This is a genomic window from Marivita sp., assembly GCF_022763305.1.
Classification (GTDB): Bacteria; Pseudomonadota; Alphaproteobacteria; order Rhodobacterales; family Rhodobacteraceae; genus Marivita.
On record NZ_JALEGT010000024.1, the window covers coordinates 1 to 17,252 of the forward strand.

A 17,252-nucleotide genomic window follows, 5' to 3' on the forward strand; every position below is an offset into this window, starting at 1 on the left:
TTGGCTCCGGCGGTAGGGATCGAACCTACGACCAATTGATTAACAGTCAACTGCTCTACCGCTGAGCTACGCCGGAACACGAGGCGGGGTTTAGCAACAGTGTCGGGCGGCGTCCAGAGGGTTTTGTGAAAAAAATGCAAAGCCTGTCATGTCAGTCGAAAAGCCGCCTCGGCGCTGAGCGGCCCTTCCGGAAAAACGACGTTTTTTCCATGCAGATCAATCAGATGGGCCAAGACGTTGCGGGCGGCGGCTGGCAGAAGCGCGGGTGGGGTCTCGGTGTAGATGCGCGCGGCGAGTGCAGCACTGGTGGCGGGGCCGTCTGCGAGGGCGTCGAGCACTGCCGCCTCGCGCGCAAGGCGGTGTGTGATCAGCCAGTCAAGCCGCACCATCGGGTCCGTGATGGGCGCACCGTGACCTGAGTGGAAGACCGACCAGTCCTGTCCCTGCAAGCGCCGACAGGAGGCCATGAAGTCGGTCAGATCGCCATCCGGGGGCGACACAAGAGAACTGGCCCATCCCATGACGAGATCACCACAGAAAAGCATGTCACCCCAGGCAAAGCTCAGATGATTGCCGAAATGTCCGGGGGTGTGCAGGGCGCGCAGGCTCCAGCCATTGCCGGAGACCCTATCACCATCAGCGAGGCGAAGATCGGGCACAAAGGCTGCATCCACCCCTTCGCCGCCACCGACGAGCCCGCTTTGCGCCAGCTGTTGCATCACCGGGCTGCGCCCGCCCGACGCATCGGAAAACGCGTAGACCGGCGCGCCGACGCGGTCGGCCAGAGGCCGGGCAAGAGGCGAATGATCGACATGCGCATGGGTGACAAGGATCGCGGACACCTTTGCAGTGCCAATGGCCGCGAGCAACGCGTTCAGGTGGGAGTCCGTATTCGGGCCCGGGTCAATGATGGCCAGATCGTCTTCGCCCAACAGATAGGTATTCGTGCCACGAAACGTCATCGGCGACGGGTTCGGCGCCAGCACGCGGCGCAGACCGGGGGCAAGCGGCTCGGCATGGCCGGGCAGGGGGCGGAAATCGGGCTGCGGGTCCTGCATCATGCCGGCAGAGCAGCAGCCCGCGCCCGGAAATGCAATCCCCGTCGCGCAGGACATTCCGTTTTGCACCGGCCTGCAGTAGCGTCACGCCATGACATTCGATTGGCTCAAACGCTACATGCCCCGTGGTCTTTACGGCCGCGCCGCGCTGATCCTGCTGCTGCCTGTGGTGACGTTGCAGCTGGTCGTGTCGGTGGTTTTCGTCCAGCGCCATTTCGAAGGTGTCACGGAGCAGATGAGCCGCGAGATCGCGCGGCAGATCAACACGGCCCTTGATCCCGGTCTGGGCGAAGATCCCGGGATTGCAGACGCATTGAGCCTCGATTTTCTGCCAACGACCCGCGCGGACATACCGGAGACCGACCTGCGTCGCTGGTACGACTTTTCGGGAATCGTGGTGATCCGGACCCTGCGCGCCTACGTCATCGGCTTTGAACGCGCGCATCTGGTCGATGACTGGACCGTTCTGGTCTGGGTCGAACGCGAGGATGGTCCCCTGACGCTGATCGAGTTTGACCGCGGCCGGGCATCCGCATCGAACCCGCACCAGCTCCTTGTCAACATGGTGGTGTTCGGCGCGCTGCTGACGGTGATCGCCTATCTCTATCTGCGCAACCAGCTGCGCCCGATCACCCGACTGGCGCAGGCCTCCGAAGCCTTCGGGCGCGGTCGGCACGTGCCTTATTCTCCATCCGGGGCCGTCGAAGTGCGGGCGGCGGGCCATGCGTTTCTCGACATGCGCGCGCGCATCGAGCGTCAGATCGAACAGCGCACCATGATGCTTTCGGGGATCAGCCATGATCTGCGCACACCGCTCACTCGGTTGCGGCTGGCCGTGTCAATGCTGGACGACGCGGATCGAGAACCGCTCGAGCGGGATATCGACGACATGCAAAAGCTGATCGACGCGTTTCTGGACTTCGCGCGTGGCAATGCCGATAACATTCAGCCCGAACCCACCGAGATTCCCGATTTCGTTCAACAGGTTGTCGACGATTGCGTCCGCAGCGGCACGCCCGTGCGTCTGGTCGAGGCGTCGGGCACGGGTCGGGTCATGCTCCGCCAGATGGCCATGCGCCGCGCCCTCGAGAACCTGATCGGGAATGCCGAGCGATACGCCTCCCGCTGTGAAGTGTCCGTCGCGCTGACCGACAAGTCTCTGCGCATCCGGATCGAGGATGACGGTCCCGGCATCGCCATCGACCAGCGCGACGTTGCCGTGCGCCCCTTTGTGCGTCTTGACCCTGCCCGCAATCAGGACAAGGGCTCAGGTGTCGGGCTGGGCCTTGCCATTGCAGCCGACATTGCGCGGGCGCATGGCGGCGTGCTGCGCCTTGGCGAAAGCGAATCGTTGGGCGGCTTGCGCGCCGACATCGTCATCGCGCGCTGAGGACCTTTGGCACACCTTCATCTACGACTTTGGTCGCGCTCTCAAATTGGGCATGATCGTCGAAAAACGTTGAAAACTTCGCCATTGTTCTGGAATACAGTGGAATACAATAGCTCCTGACGGTGTTCAGGGGGGCAAAAGACGCACACAGGACGATCCGGAATGCCGGCTTACCAATATGTTCATGATGTCATGCTTCGCGATTGCGAACCCTCTGGCATCGTTTTCCTTCCCCGTTATTTCGATATGGTGCACACCGTTATCGAGAACTGGCTGGACGAGGCGCTGGATTGGCCGATGAGCCAGATTCAGGGCAGCGATGGGTTATCGGTGCCGTTCGTCAATATCTCGGCCGAGTTCCCGGCGCCCAGCCGTCTGGGCGACCGCCTGACCTGGCGCCTTTCGGTGCGTGAATTGCGGCGCAGCAGCATGTGGATCGAACTGACCGCAACCACAGGGGCCGAAATCCGTGTGACCGTCACCGGCACGCTCGTTCTGACCGAAGCGATTGCCTTGCGCACGCGCCGCTGGCCGGACACCATCGCCGAACGGGTCAAGGATTTCCTTGTGTCCACCGAGTCGAAGTCCGGCAAGAAGGTTGCCGAATAAACCTCAGACGGCGATCTCGCGTGCGGCGGCATGCAGGAACTCGATCAGCTTGGTCCGATCAAGCGGTTTCAGCAGCAATTCGATGCCCAGCCGCTTGGTCTCCTGCCGCAGATGCGCAGAGCGTTCCGCAGACACGATTGCACAGGGCAGGCGGCCCAGCCTCCGGGTCAGTTCTTCGTAAAGCTCGGTGCCCGACGCACCATCGCCCAGTTGGAAGTCCAGCAGCAGGGCATCGGGTGTGATCTGCAGGTCCTCCATGAGATCGAGCGCGCTTTCCGCGTCTTCGCTTTCGATCACGCTGACGCCCCAGCTTTCGATCAGGATCGACATCGCCCGCCGCAGCTGCGGATCGTTTTCCACCAGCAGAACGATCAGCCCCGATTTCAGCAGGGTCATGGCCGACGCGTTGCGCGATTTCACCGGCATATGCAGATGCGCCTGTCGCGCCAGCGGCACGTTCAGCATGAAACAGGACCCGCGCCCCGGCTCTGACCAAAGCCCCAGCGGATGACCCAACCGCGCACAAGCCCGTTCCACGATGGCCAAGCCAAGACCCAGCCCGTCATTGTTGCTGGCCTTGGTGTCGAGCCGCCGGAATTCCTCGAAAATCGAATTCTGATCCTCTTCGGCAATTCCCGGCCCTGTATCCCACACCTCGATCCGGACCGAGTCGCCGTTGCGCCGGGCACCGACGACAACACGGCCCGTTTCGGTATAGCGGATGGCGTTTGTCAGCAGGTTCTGAACGATCCTTCGCAGGTAGGACGGATCGGACTCCACGATATGCGAGCTGTCGACGATCCGCAGCACCAACCCCTTTTGTGCTGCCAGCATCTCCATCTCGTCACGCAGCGGATCGAAAATCTCGCGCAGGGCGACCGGGCGGATGTCGAAACTCAACCCGTCGGATTCCAGCTTCGAGATATTGAGCAACGCGTCGATGATCTGTTCCGCCGCGCCCAGAGCGGTTTCGGCCTTGGCCAGAACCGCCTGTTCGTTCGGTGTTTCGATCTTGTCCGACAGGGACGCCATGAACAGTTTTGCTGCCGAAAGCGGTTGAAGCAGGTCATGGCTTGCGGCCGCAACAAAACGCGACTTGGAGGCGTTCGCCCGCTCCGCGGCGCTCAGCGCGTCTTCAAGTTCGAGCGTGCGTTCCATGACTCTTTGCTCAAGGATTTCGTTCAACTCGTAGAGTTTCTGTGCCGCTTCCCGTTCTGCCGTCACATCGGTGCAGGAGATCACGAAACCCCGGTCCGGCATGGCACGACCGAAGATGTGCAGAACAGTGCTGTCGCCGCGCTGTACCTCGAACGAGACCGGCTGACGCAAGCCGTCCGACGTCGCCCACCGCCGGAACGACGCGCGGTCGATCCCGCGCGTGAAATGGAACGTGTCGTCTAGATCGTCCAGCAATCCGATAAAGGATGCGCCGATCCGCAATCTCCGGGCCGGGATCGACAACAGGCTTCCGAGCTTCTGGTTCCAGCCGACAAGCTGTGCGTTCTCATCGAAAATACAGACGCCCTGGTTGAGATGGTCCAGCGTGGCCCGGATCATCCGCGCCTGCTTGTCCCGAAGCTTGGCCTGTTCCTGCCGCTCGACCCGCATGATGTCGGTGATGTCGGTTTGCAGCACGACCGTTCCACCATTGGCGGTGCGGTGCTCTGACACCTGCAACCAGCGGTCATGGGTCAGTTGCACATTGAACATCACGCGGCGATCCTTGTGCCGCTGGCGGCGCAGCTTGGCCCAGGTGGCGCGGTCCTGATGGTCGGGCAGATGCAGATAGGCCGACCGGCTGACCCGGTCGACATAGCTGTCGAAGGCCAGACCCGGCTTGAGATCATCCGCCGTGTCACGGAAATCCCGGCAGAATCGCGAATTGCACATGACAAGGTCGTCATTCGGATCGAAGAGGGCAAAGCCTTCCGAGATGGTCTCGATGGCATCGGCAAGGTTGCGCCGGGCCGCTTCGGTTTCCTGATTGGCCCGGGCCAGTTGTGCATTCGCGTCGTGCAGCAGGTCAAGCGTGCGTTCAAGCTCCAAAGTCCGCTCGCGCACCCGCTTTTCCAGCAGTGCAGCCCGTTCGAACTGGGCATAGGCCGCTCCGGAATGGGCCACGCCATATTCCACGCGCCGCATCAGGCTGTCTGCGATCTTGAGAAGTTTTTCGTTCTGACGTTCGAGACTGTCGCTGGGATCAATCAGGGACACGGGTCGCCTCATCGTTTGCAGGCGGGTAGATCGCCACGCCCGTCAGGGTCTGGTTGACGTGCAGCCCGCCGATCTGTTCGCCATAGGTGGAAAAACCAACGACGTTGTGCGCGCTCAGAACCTCGGACACCGCGCGGGTCTTTTGCAGACGGCCCGCCTCGATCCGTCGCAGGATGCAGTCGCAGCCCAGAATGAATTCCGGTTTGTCATGTTTGGCCAGATCACCGAGGCCGCGATCGAGATGGGCCACGATGTCGTCATGGGTGGCCAGCGTCAGAACCATGCCTTCGTTGATGGCAGAGAAGAACACGAGGTCATGGTTCTCCTTGACCTGCTGAATGGCTCGCACGTGATGCACGTCCCCCAGCCGCACGACCACCGGATGTTCGGCGAACGTGAACTGGTCCAACTGGTTGGGATCCAGCCCCAGCAGCCGCGCATATTCGAGCGCGGCTGGTTCGGCGTTGATTTCGTGCACGATCCGGTCTTCGGGCGAGGCCGAGGTGACGACCATCCGTTTTTCCGTCGGGATGAGGTGATCGAGGCTGAACACACGCACCGGGCGGTCACAGCGTACCACGACAACGATGGCCGCGTTCTGCATGACAGTGCCGTTGCGGGCCAGCCAGGTCTGGCCAAACCGGGTGCCGTCCCCGGAAGACCCGCCGAACAAAGGCGTCGGCCCAAGACCGGCCGACAGGAAGGCGGTCAGCTGTTCCTCGCGCAAGCTCAGCCCGTCGATCATCAGGAAGGCGAATTCGGACGTCCAATCCGGCGTCTTCTGCGTCAGTGACAGACGCGCTTCGATCAGCGCGCCAGCGACGGTTTCCTCCTCGATTGTATCAAGATTTTCAATGGCATATGTGAGCGCCTTGAAGTGATCTCTGCGGAAGGCCACGGCAATGATCTGGTCTTCCTCATACCCCGCACGACCGATTTCGCCGGCGGTGGTGCAGGCAAGCACATCCGCGCCCCCGAACCGGTGCGACGTTGCAGCGACCAGCGCCTTGAAATCGGCCTCCGGGGACACAAACAGACAGACGAGCTCGAAAGGTCCCGGTCCAAGCTGTCCGGCTATCTGGTCCGCGGGGTCGGGGTCATCGAAACGCACCTGTGCAACGGCGATGACCTCGTGGTCGATCTCAGGACGGTCGGTCTCAGGAAATACCCGGCTTCCTTCCACGCGTTGGTTCCCAAGTGTTGGCTGTCCAAGATGATAGGGGGATCACCCGTCGCTTGGCAAGACTCGGTTGAAGCGCGCCTCCTGCGCGATCAGCACCGCCTGCGTTCGGCTGTGCACCCCCAGTTTGCGCATGATCGCCGTCACATGCGCCTTGACCGTGGTTTCGGCGATCGACAGATCGAAAGCGATCTGCTTATTCAGCTTGCCTTCGCAGATCAGGTGCAGGATGCGCGCCTGCTGGTTGGTCAGAGAGGCGAGGCGCGACAGGGCCTCTTCCGGGGCGTCGCGGTGGCTGTCCTGACCCTGCGGGTCGACATAGCCATCGGGCACGAAGGACTGTCCCTCGCGCACCGCGTCAAAGGCCCGCCGGAACACGGCCCGCTGCGAATGCTTGGGCACGAAACCGTTGGCCCCGGCCTTGAGCGCATGACTGATCATGCGGTTGTCCGCCATCGAGGACACGATCAGAATTGTCGATTTCGGTGCCGCCGTGCGCAAGCGGACCAGCCCGTCCAGTCCGTTCACATCAGGCAGGTTCAGATCGAGCAGGATCAGGTCGAAATCGGTATCCGTCCCAACCTTGTCCAATGCGGCATCCATCGTCCCGGCGGTCTGGATCTCGGCGAAGTCGGCGATGGAGCGCAGCGTGAGCATGAGCGCATCACAGAACAGCGGATGGTCATCCACCACCAATGCGGTCAGCTCGGCTGTCGGAATGTCTCGCATTGTTCTGCTCTCTTTTGTCGTCCGTTCGGCAGGCGCGGCGATGGTCTGCCAGTCCCTCCAGATTATGGATTTATGCCCGCGCCGTCACTTGCCGAAAGGTCTCATACGGCGCAGAGCACTGTCAGCGTTCCGGCAACAATCCCCGAGGATTGAGACGCAGAACCAGAAGCAGGATGATCCCCATGGTCAGAAGGCGCATATGCTGCACGCTGTCGAGCAAATGATCCTTGAGCCAGGACCCATCCGCCATGCCAGCCGTAATCAGCGACATGAGCAGATGTCCCATCGGTTCCACCTGCACCCAAAGGAACCAGATCAGGAACCCGCCCAGAACGGCCCCCAGATTGTTTCCGGACCCGCCGACGATCACCATCACCCAGATCAGGAAGGTATAGCGCAGCGGCTGATAGCTGCCCGGCGTGAGCTGTCCGTCCAGCGTCGTCATCATCGCGCCCGCGATGCCACAGATGGCCGAGCCAAGGATGAACACCTGCAGATGCCGCGCGGTCACATCCTTGCCCATGGCGCGGGCGGCGGTTTCGTTGTCGCGGATCGCCCGCATCATCCGGCCCCACGGGCTGTTAAGCGCAAGCTGCGCGAGCACCAGCAGCACGATCAGAACGGCCGCAAAAAGCAGCCCGTATTCCACCTTCACATACACGGTCGACGCAGTGGTCGCATCCATGCCGAACCCGGCGGCGCGTTCAACGAAAGCGGGATCGTTCTGCAGATCCACCTCGTAGGGCACCGGACGGGGCAGGCCGATCACGTTCTTCACGCCCCGCGCCAGCCAGTCCTCGTTCTTGAGGATCGCAATGATGATTTCGGCAATCCCCAGCGTCGCAATGGCAAGATAGTCCGACCGCAGGCCCAGCGCCGTCTTGCCGATCACATAGGCCGCACCCGCCGCCAGCAATCCACCCACAGGCCAGGCCAGCAGGACTGGCAGGCCAAGCCCGCCCAGATAGCCCGCCAGCGCCGGATCAACCGCTTCGACCGCCTCGACCGACGGATCCAGCACCATGCGGTAGATCACGAGACCCACCAGCAGCACGGCCGCCGTGCCCCATCCGCGCATCTTGCCGGAGGTACGTGACCAGACCAGCACCGCCGCCACGATGGTGGCAGCACCCAGCACCAGACCCAGCAGGATACCACCGCCTCCGGCCTGCCACGCGGCACTCACCGGCGGCATGGAGATCAGCACAACCGCCAATCCTCCAAGTGCCACAAAGCCCATGACACCCACGTTGAACAGCCCCGCCAGACCCCATTGCAGGTTGACGCCCAGCGCCATCACCGCGCTGATCAACCCCATGTTCAGGATCAGCAGCGCCGAGTTCCAGCTTTGCAGAAACCCGGTCCCCAGGATCAGACCGGCCACAGCCGCGAAAAGCAGAACGGTTCTCATAGCGATTTCCCCCGGAAAAGACCGGTCGGTCGGAAGAGCAGCACGATCACGAGGATCACGAAGCTGACCGCGAACTTGTATTCGGTGCTCAGGATCTGCACGAGGCCCTCAGGCTCAAGGGCAGGGGGCAGCATAAAGGTCAGCACCTTCTTCCATGCATAGGTGATCCCGACCTCGGAAAACGCGATGACGAACCCGCCCGCGATCGCGCCCAGCGGATTGCCCAAGCCGCCGACGATGGCGGCGGCAAAGATCGGCAGCAGAAGCTGGAAATAGGTGAAGGCCTTGAACGACTTGTCGAGGCCGTAAAGCACCCCCGCCACCGTCGCCAGCGATGCCACGATCAGCCACGTCACCAGCACCACGCGTTCGGGGTTGATGCCCGACAGCAGCGCCAGATCCTCGTTGTCGGAAAACGCCCGCATGGATTTGCCCGTGCGCGTCTTGTTCAGAAACCAGAACAGTGCCGCCACCACCAAAATCGCAGTGATCACCGTGATCACCTGAGTCGTGCGCAGCGCAAGGCCTTCCTCAAGCCCCGTCATGTCGCGGAATGTGCGCGCCGAGATTACGAAGCGTTCGCCATCGGCAAAGCGGTAATCATCCGGTCCGATGATGATCCGCGTCAGACCATTGTAGATGAACATCACCCCCATCGACACGATCACGAGGATCACGGGGTTCGCCTTCTGCGCCCGGTAGAATTTGTAAACGTACTTGTCCGTCAAAAGCACCAGTGCCGTCGCCCCGAGAATGCCGATCGGGATCGCCAGAAGCGCTGTTGGCAGGGGGCCAAAGCTGACACCCATCGCCTGCAAGCCCCACGTGGCCAGCACCGTAACCATCGTGCCCACGGCCATCGTGTCGCCATGGGCAAAGTTCGAAAACCGCAGGATGCCATAGATCAGCGTCACCCCAAGCGCGCCCAGCGCGAGCTGACTGCCATAGGCAATCGCCGGGATCAGGACGAAATTGGCCAGCGCGACAAAGCCGTTCAACAGGTCCATGAGCCGACCTCCTTGAACGTGTCGCACCTCAGCATTGTCTGTTCCGGCATCATTGCGACGCGCCTCCCGTCACCGCTTCGATAAACGCGTCGTTACATGTCGCGGCCTCTTCTGCGCTTGCCTCACCAAGCGGCTGCACTCTGATCAACTCATCCCCGCTGGCGCGCAGGACGACGTTCAGAACAAGTCCGGCCTCTGTCGAAACGGCCACAAGGGCATGATCGCCGAGCGCCTGCTGGATCTGGGCCACAAGGTCCACGTCCACGCCTTCCATGCGCAAGACGGCCTGTCCGGTTCCTGTCAGCGAAGAAAGGGAAACCGTCCAGCTGTCAGACCGACATGTTGGCGCGGCATCCGTCGATTGCGCGGCCGCTGCTGTGGCCAGACATACGCCTGACATCGCCGCCAGCAAAGACCGTCCCATTTTCTTCTCTTTCCAAATACGCATATCTGACATCTCCAAGCGCGCTCCGTCACCCACCCAGGAACGACCGGCGCACATCCGGATCGGCCAGCAAATCCTTGCCCGTCCCCGAATAGCCGTTCGCCCCCTGCACCAGCACATAACCTTTGTCCGCAATCTCCAGCGCCTGCCGCGCGTTCTGCTCCACCATCAGAATGGAAATGCCCGTCCGCGCCACCTCGATGATCCGGTCAAAGAGTTCGTCCATGACGATGGGCGACACACCCGCCGTCGGCTCGTCAAGCATCAGCACCTTGGGCTGTGTCATCAGCGCCCGGCCCACGGCCACCTGCTGACGCTGACCTCCCGACAGCTCACCCGCCGCCTGATACCGCTTCTCGCGCAGGATCGGGAACAGCTCGTAGACCTGCTCCATCGTGCTGCGGAAATCATCCTCGCGGATGAACGCGCCCATTTCGAGGTTTTCTTCCACCGTCATCGACGTGAAGATGTTGGATGTCTGAGGCACGAACCCCATGCCATAGCGCACCCGCGCCTGTGGGGTGAGTTGGGTGATGTCCTCGCCATCCAGCAGCACACGCCCCTCGCGCAGGTCGAGCATGCCGAAGACCGCCTTCATCGCCGTCGACTTGCCCGCACCGTTGGGGCCGACGATCACCGCGATCTCGCCTTTCTCCACGGCAATCGTGCAGCCGTGCAGAATGTCCGGCCCGGCCTTGCCGTACCCGCCGGTCATATTCTCGCCAATCAGGAAAGGTCCGTCACCGCCCGGCATCGCGCGCACCTGTGTGCCAGATGCGGTCAGCGTGCCCGCCCCGTGCGGGTTGGTGATCGAAGCGTCCTTGTTGCCGCGGTCGTCCTGATAGGGGTTGCCGCTCATGACACCGCATCCTTGTTCTTCAGACCGGTGCCCAGATAGGCCTCGATCACACGCTCATCGGCCTTGATCTCGTCGATGGTGCCTTTCGACAGCACCTTGCCCTCGGCCATCACGATCACCGGATCACAGAGCCGTCCGATGAAATCCATGTCATGTTCGATCATGCAGAACGTGTAGCCGCGTTCCTTGTTGAGACGGATAATCGCATCGCCGATGGTGTTGAGCAGGGTGCGGTTCACCCCGGCGCCGACCTCGTCCAGAAAGACGATCCGCGCGTCCACCATCATGGTGCGGCCCAATTCCAGTAGTTTCTTCTGCCCGCCCGAGACTTGTCCCGCCTTGTGATCGGCCAGATGTTCGATGGTCAGAAATTCCAGAACCTCATCCGCCTTGGCCCTGAGCGCGCGCTCCTCGTTGGCGATGCGCTTGCGTCCGAACCACGTGTTCCAGAGCGTTTCACCCGTCTGCCCGCCCGGCACCATCATCAGGTTCTCGCGGCAGGACATGGAGCTGAACTCATGCGCGATCTGGAACGTCCGCAGCAGCCCCTTGTGAAACAGCGTGTGCGGCGGCAGCCCGGTGATATCTTCCCCGGCCATCAGAACCTGTCCTGATGTTGGTGGAAGAACGCCTGCCACCACGTTGAAAAGCGTTGTTTTTCCCGCACCATTGGGGCCGACCAGCCCGGTGATGGATCCGGTCTCGATTTCGAGAGTGGCACCATCAACGGCTCGAAAACCGCCGAAATGGCGGTGAAGGTTTTTCACCTCGATCATCGCGTATCCCTGTGGCGGTGTTGTCCGGCCCGCCTTTGATAGTGAAACGGCGCGAGAAATCTCTCGCGCCGCTTGGTGTCGAGTGCTGTACGCGGCTCAGCGGTAGCCGACAACTTTCAGCGCACCACCTTCGACGGTGAACTCTGCGTAGGAGCCAGCCGCTTCACCCGGCTCGACCAGCTCGACGCCGGTTGCCCCCTGGTAGTCGACGTCGCCGCCCGCAGCGAGGATGTCGATGGCCTTGCCCAGTTCACCCGGCAGGATCGGCTCACCCGGAGCGTTTGCGATGTCGAAGATCTTGGACTGGTAATCCCCCGGCTCTTTCGACCCGGCCGCCGCCATGGCCAGCAGCATCAGTGCTGCCGCGTCATAGGATTCACCTGCATAGACCGACGTGCCGTCAATGCCTGCTGCGGTCGCCATTTCGGCGAACATGGCCGCACCCGCGTTGTCCGAGCCCGGAGCGGTGCCGATCATGCCTTCGATGTCGCTGCCAAAGCGCTCTGCCAGAGAGTCGCCGATCATGCCGTCGCCCATGGCGAACATGTCGAACGCCCCGGTGTCGAGCGCGCCTTGAATGACGCCTGCACCACCCTGATCGACATAACCCAGAACGACCAGCGCATCGCCGCCGGCAGATGCCAGAGCGCCGACTTCGGCCGAGTAATCCGCCTTGCCGTCTTCATGCGGTGCGGACAGCGTCACGGACCCACCCGCCGCTTCGTAAGCCGCCTGGAACGCATCGGCAAAGCCCTTGCCGTAGTCGTTGTTGGTGTAGGTCACGGCCGCACTGGTGATGCCTTTTTCGATCATGATGCTGGCCAGCACCTCGCCCTGACGCGCATCGGACGGTGCTGTGCGGAAGAAGAGGCCATTGTCCTCGGCAGCCGACAGCGCGGGCGAGGTGGCGGAGGGCGAAATCATGACCATGCCGTTCGGAACGGACACGTTGGCCAGAACCGCCCCGGTCACACCGGAACAGTCAGGGCCCATCATCGCGCTGATGCCATCCGATGTGATCAGACGCTCGGCGGCTGCGGTGGCTGCGGCGCTGTCCACACAGGTCGAGTCCGCACGCACGGCGGACACGGTTGCCCCACCCAGAAGCTTGCCGCTGTCGGACACTTCCTTGATCGCCATCTCAGCGCCTGCTGCCATGGCCGGTGTCAGGGATTCAATCGGGCCGGTGAAGCCCAGGATGATGCCCATCTTGATCTCGTTCGAATGGCTGGCTGCAAATGCAGACCCCGCCATCAAGGCTGCAGCCGCTGTGGCTGTCAGAAACTTTTTCATTGGTTCACTCCCATGTTGGAACATCGCTGTGTTCTGGCAAAGACGATATTCAGATGCCGGGAAAAAGAAAAGACCCCACGGCGCGCTGCAGGTGTCGTCAGTTTTCCAGAATTTCAAGGGGTTATCCGTCCTGATTGGTGCGCGTGGGAGTTTTTTGCGCGCGCAGATCCGCGCTCACGTCTTTGTAAGCCCGGTTGCCGCAAGGGCAGGTCCGACCATATTTCGAGATGTCACAAGCTACAGGAGCCCCTCATGCCCATGCTGCGCCCACTGGCTGTATCGCTGTCCGTTCTGCTGTCCACGACCATGGCTGCGCCTGTCACGGCGCAGGTCACGTCGGAAACCATTCAGACCAGCGCCGGCGCGATGCAGGTGTCTGCCGTCGTGACAGGGCTGGATGAACCTTGGGCGTTCGGTTTTTTACCAGATGGTAAAATCGTGGTGACGGAACGTGATGGCCGCGTGCTGCTCGTGACCCCCGGCGACGCCGCGGTCAGCCTGCGCACGCCGCCCGAGGTCCATGCGGATGGGCAGGGTGGTCTGCTGGATGTGCTGGTGCCCCGCGATTTTGCCCAGAGCCGAACACTCTTCTTCACCCATGCCAAGCGGCAGGGGCGGGGCAGCGGAACCGCCGTGACCAAGGCCGTGCTCAGTGCCGATGGCACGGCGCTTTTCAATCACGAAACCATTTTCGAAAGCGCGCCGGGCGGCAGCGGCGGGCGGCACTTCGGCTCGCGGATCGTCGAGGGGCGGGACGGCACCTTGTTCATCACGATGGGCGACCGGGGATCGGACGATACGGCACAGGATCGCAGCCTGCACAACGGATCCGTCCTGCGGATCACCAAGACCGGCGCGGTGCCCGACGACAATCCCTTTTTGAACACCCAGGGTGTGCAGCCCGAAATCTGGTCTTACGGCCACCGCAACCCGCAAGGAGCGGCGCTGGATGGCTCTGGGCAGCTTTGGATCACGGAACACGGCGCGCGAGGCGGGGACGAGGTCAACCGCATACAGAAAGGCGCCAATTACGGCTGGCCGGTGATCTCGTACGGAACGCATTATTCGGGCCGCAGCATCGGCGAAGGTACATCCAAACCCGGGATGGAGCAGCCGGAAACCTATTGGGACCCGTCCATCGCGCCCTCGGGGCTCACGGTGTTCAGCGGCGGCACCTGGTCCGGGGACCTGTTCGCGGGGTCTCTCAAGTTCGACTACATCTCCCGGCTTGACGGCACGCCGCTGCGCGAGGTCGAACAGATCCGAGGGGACAGCACGCAACGCGTCCGCGATGTGCGTCAAGGGCCTGATGGTGCGCTGTGGTTCCTCAGCGTGGGCAATGGTGCCCTCTATCGCATGTCGGCTGTTGGGTCCTGAGACGGCTTGCGGCTAGCGGCGCCTCGTGCCCTTTTGCGCTGTGGGTGAGTCCAGCAGGTTCCTGTTGTTCTTGTCGTGCCGCCGCGCGAGATTGCGTGCCTTCGCGCCCGTCGCAAAGACGCGGGCACCGGGCGCCTCGGGATCGGCGTCGAGCGGCAGGTCGGGGGACATCGCGATTTTCCGCAGGATCCTGAGCGCCTCCGGGCCGGGATACAGGCTTTCGCAGAGTGCCCCGTTTGCGAAGACGATTTCGTGTTGGTCCAACATCACGTGATGATAGGTCAACGGCGCAAAGGTGTTGCTGACGGTGATCCCCTCAAGACCGACCAGCTGCTTGGCCGCAACCAGCACTTCCCGTGATCCGAACATCCGATCCGCGATGCGCGACCGTACGAGGAGTCGATGCTGCTGGGACAGGAACAGGTCGCGTTCGGGAAGGCCTTCGCCCAGCGCGCCCTGTGCGATGCGCACCGGTCTCAGATGCGGTTGGCCCATCAATTGCGCGGTGCCAATCGACCGGAACCCGGTCCAGACAATCTGCTGCGCGCCCCGATCCAGTGTTGCGATCAGATCACCGACATGCAGGTCCTCAACCCTGCTTACCCCACCATCGGCACGACGGATCAGGGTGCCATTGGCAAAACACACCACGGAGACGCTGTTGTTGGTGGTCGACTGGATGGCCGAGTCGTTCCCGGCAACATCTTCCAGACTGCCCGTCCGGATTTCGCTGATCGACATATCGCCATAGCTGTCGTTGGGAAGGATGAAATATCTGGTTTCCGTCCCGTTCGACAGAGTCAGGAATGTGGCCGAGAGGTTGGATTCGCCTTGCGGATCAAAACTCAGGTTGGTGCCATCGGTGAGGGTGAACCGTCCGCTGCTCAACGGTTCCTGGATCAGCGTGATCGTGTAGTCGACGCCGCCAATCGTGACGAGATCGCCCTGGTCGAATTCGCCATCGTCAAGCGATGTGCCCACCAAGCCATCGACCACGCCAAGGTAGTTGCCCTGAAGTGCGGAATAGGTCGTATCAGGAAAGATTCCTGTGACCTCGATGAGATCATAGATGGTCGCCATAGGCAGCGCCTTGGTTGCGGATCGGGTGTGGTCACGAACGCAGCGTCGTACTTATTGGTGCTAACGACCGAAAATGACGGGATTTAAGCCATTTCGTGGCATTCGGTGACGTTGACGTAAAGGCAAGCTGGCAGGCGCACGCCCGATAGGCGCGTCAGTCGAGGACCACGATCCCGGAGTGTTTCTGCTTGTGCTCGGGCTCTACATGGATCGTCACGCGACTGTCGGGAACCGCCTTGCCGATGGCCGCTTCGATCCGGTCACAGATCTCGTGGGCATCGAACACGGTCATGTCTCCCGGGACGACAAGATGAAACTCGACAAAGGTGACTTTGCCCGCATGTCGCGTGCGCAGGTCATGCGCCTCGACCGCACCTTCGGCCTGTTCCGAGATCATCTCGCGGATGCGCGACAGCGTCTTGTCCGGCACGGCTTCGTCCATCAACCCGCTGAGAGACTCCTTCACCACCCGCGATCCCGACCACAGGATATTGACAGCGACGAGCGCCGCCATGATCGGATCGAAGAGCCACCAGCCCGTCGCGACCGCGACCAGAACCCCGACCGCGACGCCCACCGATGTTAGCACATCGGTCCAAAGATGCTTGCCATCGGCGACAAGCGCGGGCGATTTCAGCTTTCGCCCCTGCCGCACCAGCACCAGCGCCCAGATCGCATTGAGCGCGGTTGCGGCCCCATTGATCAGCAAGCCTTCGATCGGCGCATCCAGCGCGCCCGGCGCCAGAAGGCCGGCATAGGCTTCGCGCAGGATGAACAGCGCCGCTATGATGATCATCACCCCTTCGAGGACCGCGCTGAAGAATTCCGCCTTGTGGTGGCCGAACGGGTGATTGGCATCCGCCGGGCGCTGCGCCACGCGGATCGCGATCAGCGCGGCAAAGGCGGTGGTCAGATTGACTGTGCTTTCCAGCGCATCCGACAGCAGCGCCACCGATCCGGTGATCCACCACGCAAGCCCTTTGAGGCCCAGCACAACGACGCCCACAAGCAGGCTTCCCAGAGCGAGTTTGAGCGCGGCGGACATGGCGTTCCCCTTTGACTGGGAGCGCTTTACAAGCCCGCGGAGCATCGCTCAAGCCCTTGAATTTGAAGTTGATACTGACTTGCAACTGGAGCGGCGCGACGATGGTCGACGAAATGCCTTCGCTTACCGATGGGACAGCATCACGCCCACCCCGACCAGCGCCACCGCCAGCAGACGCGACGGGTTGAGATCACGCGGCTGCAAACCGAAGCCGCCAATCCGGTCGATCAGCAGGGCGGCGATGAGCTGGCCAAAGATCATGGCCGAAAACATCGTCACAACCCCAAGACGCGGCACCGCCAGAATGGCCGCCAGCACCCAGAGTGCGCCAAGCGCCCCTCCGGACAGGGCCCACCACGGAACCGAGTTCAGCGCCGCAAATTTGGCAGGGCCGCCCCCCCGCAGAAGCACGATCACCGACAGGATGACAAAGCCGATCCCGAAAGACAGCGCCGCCGCGGCAACAGGGTCGCCAAGAGCACGCGCCAGAACGGCATTCGCGGGCGCCTGCATTGCAAGCGTCGCACCGACAAGGACTATGGAGAGGATAACTGCAAATACAGCAATGGACATGAGAAAACCTCATTAATGAACACAAGAATGGAAGTCTGAAAAAATCTTCTTAATGCGCCCAAGTTACAGGCAGTTTGCGTATTTTTCAATCGAACAATTGCGGGAGCTCTCGACTGGACCAGAGAGCCGAAAACACAGATTGGGTCTGAACGGACGACGTGCGCGGGCCCCGGAACGGGCCGCCCCCCAATTTTGGAGATGGAAAA

General features: G+C 62.0%; 16 protein-coding genes and 1 tRNA gene. 3 read left to right on the forward strand and 14 right to left on the reverse strand.

The genetic code is table 11. The features are described 5' to 3' along the window. Nucleotide 1: 1 nt before the first annotated feature. Nucleotides 2-76 (reverse strand) — tRNA-Asn (locus tag MRY75_RS04655). A gap of 70 nt (nt 77-146) precedes the next feature. Next, nucleotides 147-1,058, reverse strand: coding sequence for an MBL fold metallo-hydrolase (locus tag MRY75_RS04660; protein WP_292305999.1), 912 nt, complete (start codon nt 1,056-1,058; stop codon nt 147-149). Between the two features lie 91 nt (nt 1,059-1,149). On the opposite strand from MRY75_RS04660, the gene MRY75_RS04665 reads away from it, so the two are divergent. Both MRY75_RS04665 and MRY75_RS04670 read left to right on the forward strand, forming a co-directional pair. Next, nucleotides 1,150-2,448, forward strand: a complete 1,299-nt coding sequence (locus MRY75_RS04665) for an ATP-binding protein (protein WP_292305985.1) — start codon at nt 1,150-1,152, stop codon at nt 2,446-2,448. A 162-nt stretch (nt 2,449-2,610) separates the two neighbouring features. After that, a complete protein-coding gene (locus tag MRY75_RS04670; RefSeq protein ID WP_292305986.1) occupies nt 2,611-3,057 on the forward strand; it encodes a hotdog domain-containing protein in 447 nt (148 codons plus the stop codon). A gap of 3 nt (nt 3,058-3,060) precedes the next feature. On the opposite strand, the gene MRY75_RS04675 is transcribed toward MRY75_RS04670, so the two are convergent. The 9 genes from MRY75_RS04675 to MRY75_RS04715 all read right to left on the reverse strand — a co-directional run bounded on the left by MRY75_RS04675 (nt 3,061) and on the right by MRY75_RS04715 (nt 12,971). Beyond that, nucleotides 3,061-5,271 (reverse strand): PAS-domain containing protein, encoded by a 2,211-nt coding sequence (locus MRY75_RS04675; protein ID WP_292305987.1) that lies wholly within the window; start codon nt 5,269-5,271, stop codon nt 3,061-3,063. Further along, nucleotides 5,258-6,454 (reverse strand): FIST N-terminal domain-containing protein, encoded by a 1,197-nt coding sequence (locus MRY75_RS04680; protein WP_292305988.1) that lies wholly within the window; start codon nt 6,452-6,454, stop codon nt 5,258-5,260. Before MRY75_RS04680 ends, MRY75_RS04675 begins: the two co-directional genes overlap by 14 nt. Nucleotides 6,455-6,496: 42 nt before the next feature. Then, entirely contained in the window at nt 6,497-7,180 is a 684-nt protein-coding gene (locus MRY75_RS04685; protein WP_292305989.1) for a response regulator transcription factor, read from the reverse strand. Between the two features lie 121 nt (nt 7,181-7,301). After that, entirely contained in the window at nt 7,302-8,591 is a 1,290-nt protein-coding gene (locus tag MRY75_RS04690) for a branched-chain amino acid ABC transporter permease (RefSeq protein ID WP_292305990.1), read from the reverse strand. Further along, nucleotides 8,588-9,598, reverse strand: coding sequence for a branched-chain amino acid ABC transporter permease (locus MRY75_RS04695; protein WP_292305991.1), 1,011 nt, complete (start codon nt 9,596-9,598; stop codon nt 8,588-8,590). The genes MRY75_RS04690 and MRY75_RS04695 overlap by 4 nt, the downstream gene beginning before the upstream one ends. A 49-nt stretch (nt 9,599-9,647) precedes the next feature. Continuing rightward, complete coding sequence (locus tag MRY75_RS04700; protein ID WP_292305992.1) at nt 9,648-10,022, reverse strand: hypothetical protein; 375 nt, start codon at nt 10,020-10,022, stop codon at nt 9,648-9,650. Nucleotides 10,023-10,071: 49 nt separating this feature from the next. Then, nucleotides 10,072-10,902 carry an ABC transporter ATP-binding protein gene (locus tag MRY75_RS04705; protein ID WP_292305993.1) on the reverse strand — a complete coding sequence of 277 codons (831 nt, stop codon included), beginning with the start codon at nt 10,900-10,902 and terminating at the stop codon, nt 10,072-10,074. Further along, nucleotides 10,899-11,678, reverse strand: coding sequence for an ABC transporter ATP-binding protein (locus tag MRY75_RS04710; protein WP_292305994.1), 780 nt, complete (start codon nt 11,676-11,678; stop codon nt 10,899-10,901). Before MRY75_RS04710 ends, MRY75_RS04705 begins: the two co-directional genes overlap by 4 nt. A gap of 96 nt (nt 11,679-11,774) precedes the next feature. Then, nucleotides 11,775-12,971, reverse strand: a complete 1,197-nt coding sequence (locus MRY75_RS04715; protein WP_292305995.1) for an ABC transporter substrate-binding protein — start codon at nt 12,969-12,971, stop codon at nt 11,775-11,777. A 258-nt stretch (nt 12,972-13,229) separates the two neighbouring features. Here MRY75_RS04715 and MRY75_RS04720 point away from each other — a divergent pair, with 258 nt between their 5' ends. Further along, a complete protein-coding gene (locus tag MRY75_RS04720; protein ID WP_292306000.1) occupies nt 13,230-14,348 on the forward strand; it encodes a PQQ-dependent sugar dehydrogenase in 1,119 nt (372 codons plus the stop codon). 12 nt (nt 14,349-14,360) lie between these two features. On the opposite strand, the gene MRY75_RS04725 is transcribed toward MRY75_RS04720, so the two are convergent. The 3 genes from MRY75_RS04725 to MRY75_RS04735 form a co-directional block, all read right to left on the reverse strand. After that, on the reverse strand, nt 14,361-15,428 hold the full coding sequence (locus MRY75_RS04725; RefSeq protein ID WP_292305996.1) for a Hint domain-containing protein: 1,068 nt from the start codon (nt 15,426-15,428) through the stop codon (nt 14,361-14,363). 154 nt (nt 15,429-15,582) lie between these two features. Next, nucleotides 15,583-16,473: a cation diffusion facilitator family transporter gene (locus MRY75_RS04730; protein ID WP_292305997.1), complete on the reverse strand. Its 891-nt coding sequence runs from the start codon at nt 16,471-16,473 to the stop codon at nt 15,583-15,585. A 123-nt stretch (nt 16,474-16,596) separates the two neighbouring features. Next, complete coding sequence (locus MRY75_RS04735) at nt 16,597-17,046, reverse strand: DMT family transporter (protein ID WP_292305998.1); 450 nt, start codon at nt 17,044-17,046, stop codon at nt 16,597-16,599. Nucleotides 17,047-17,252 lie beyond the last annotated feature (206 nt).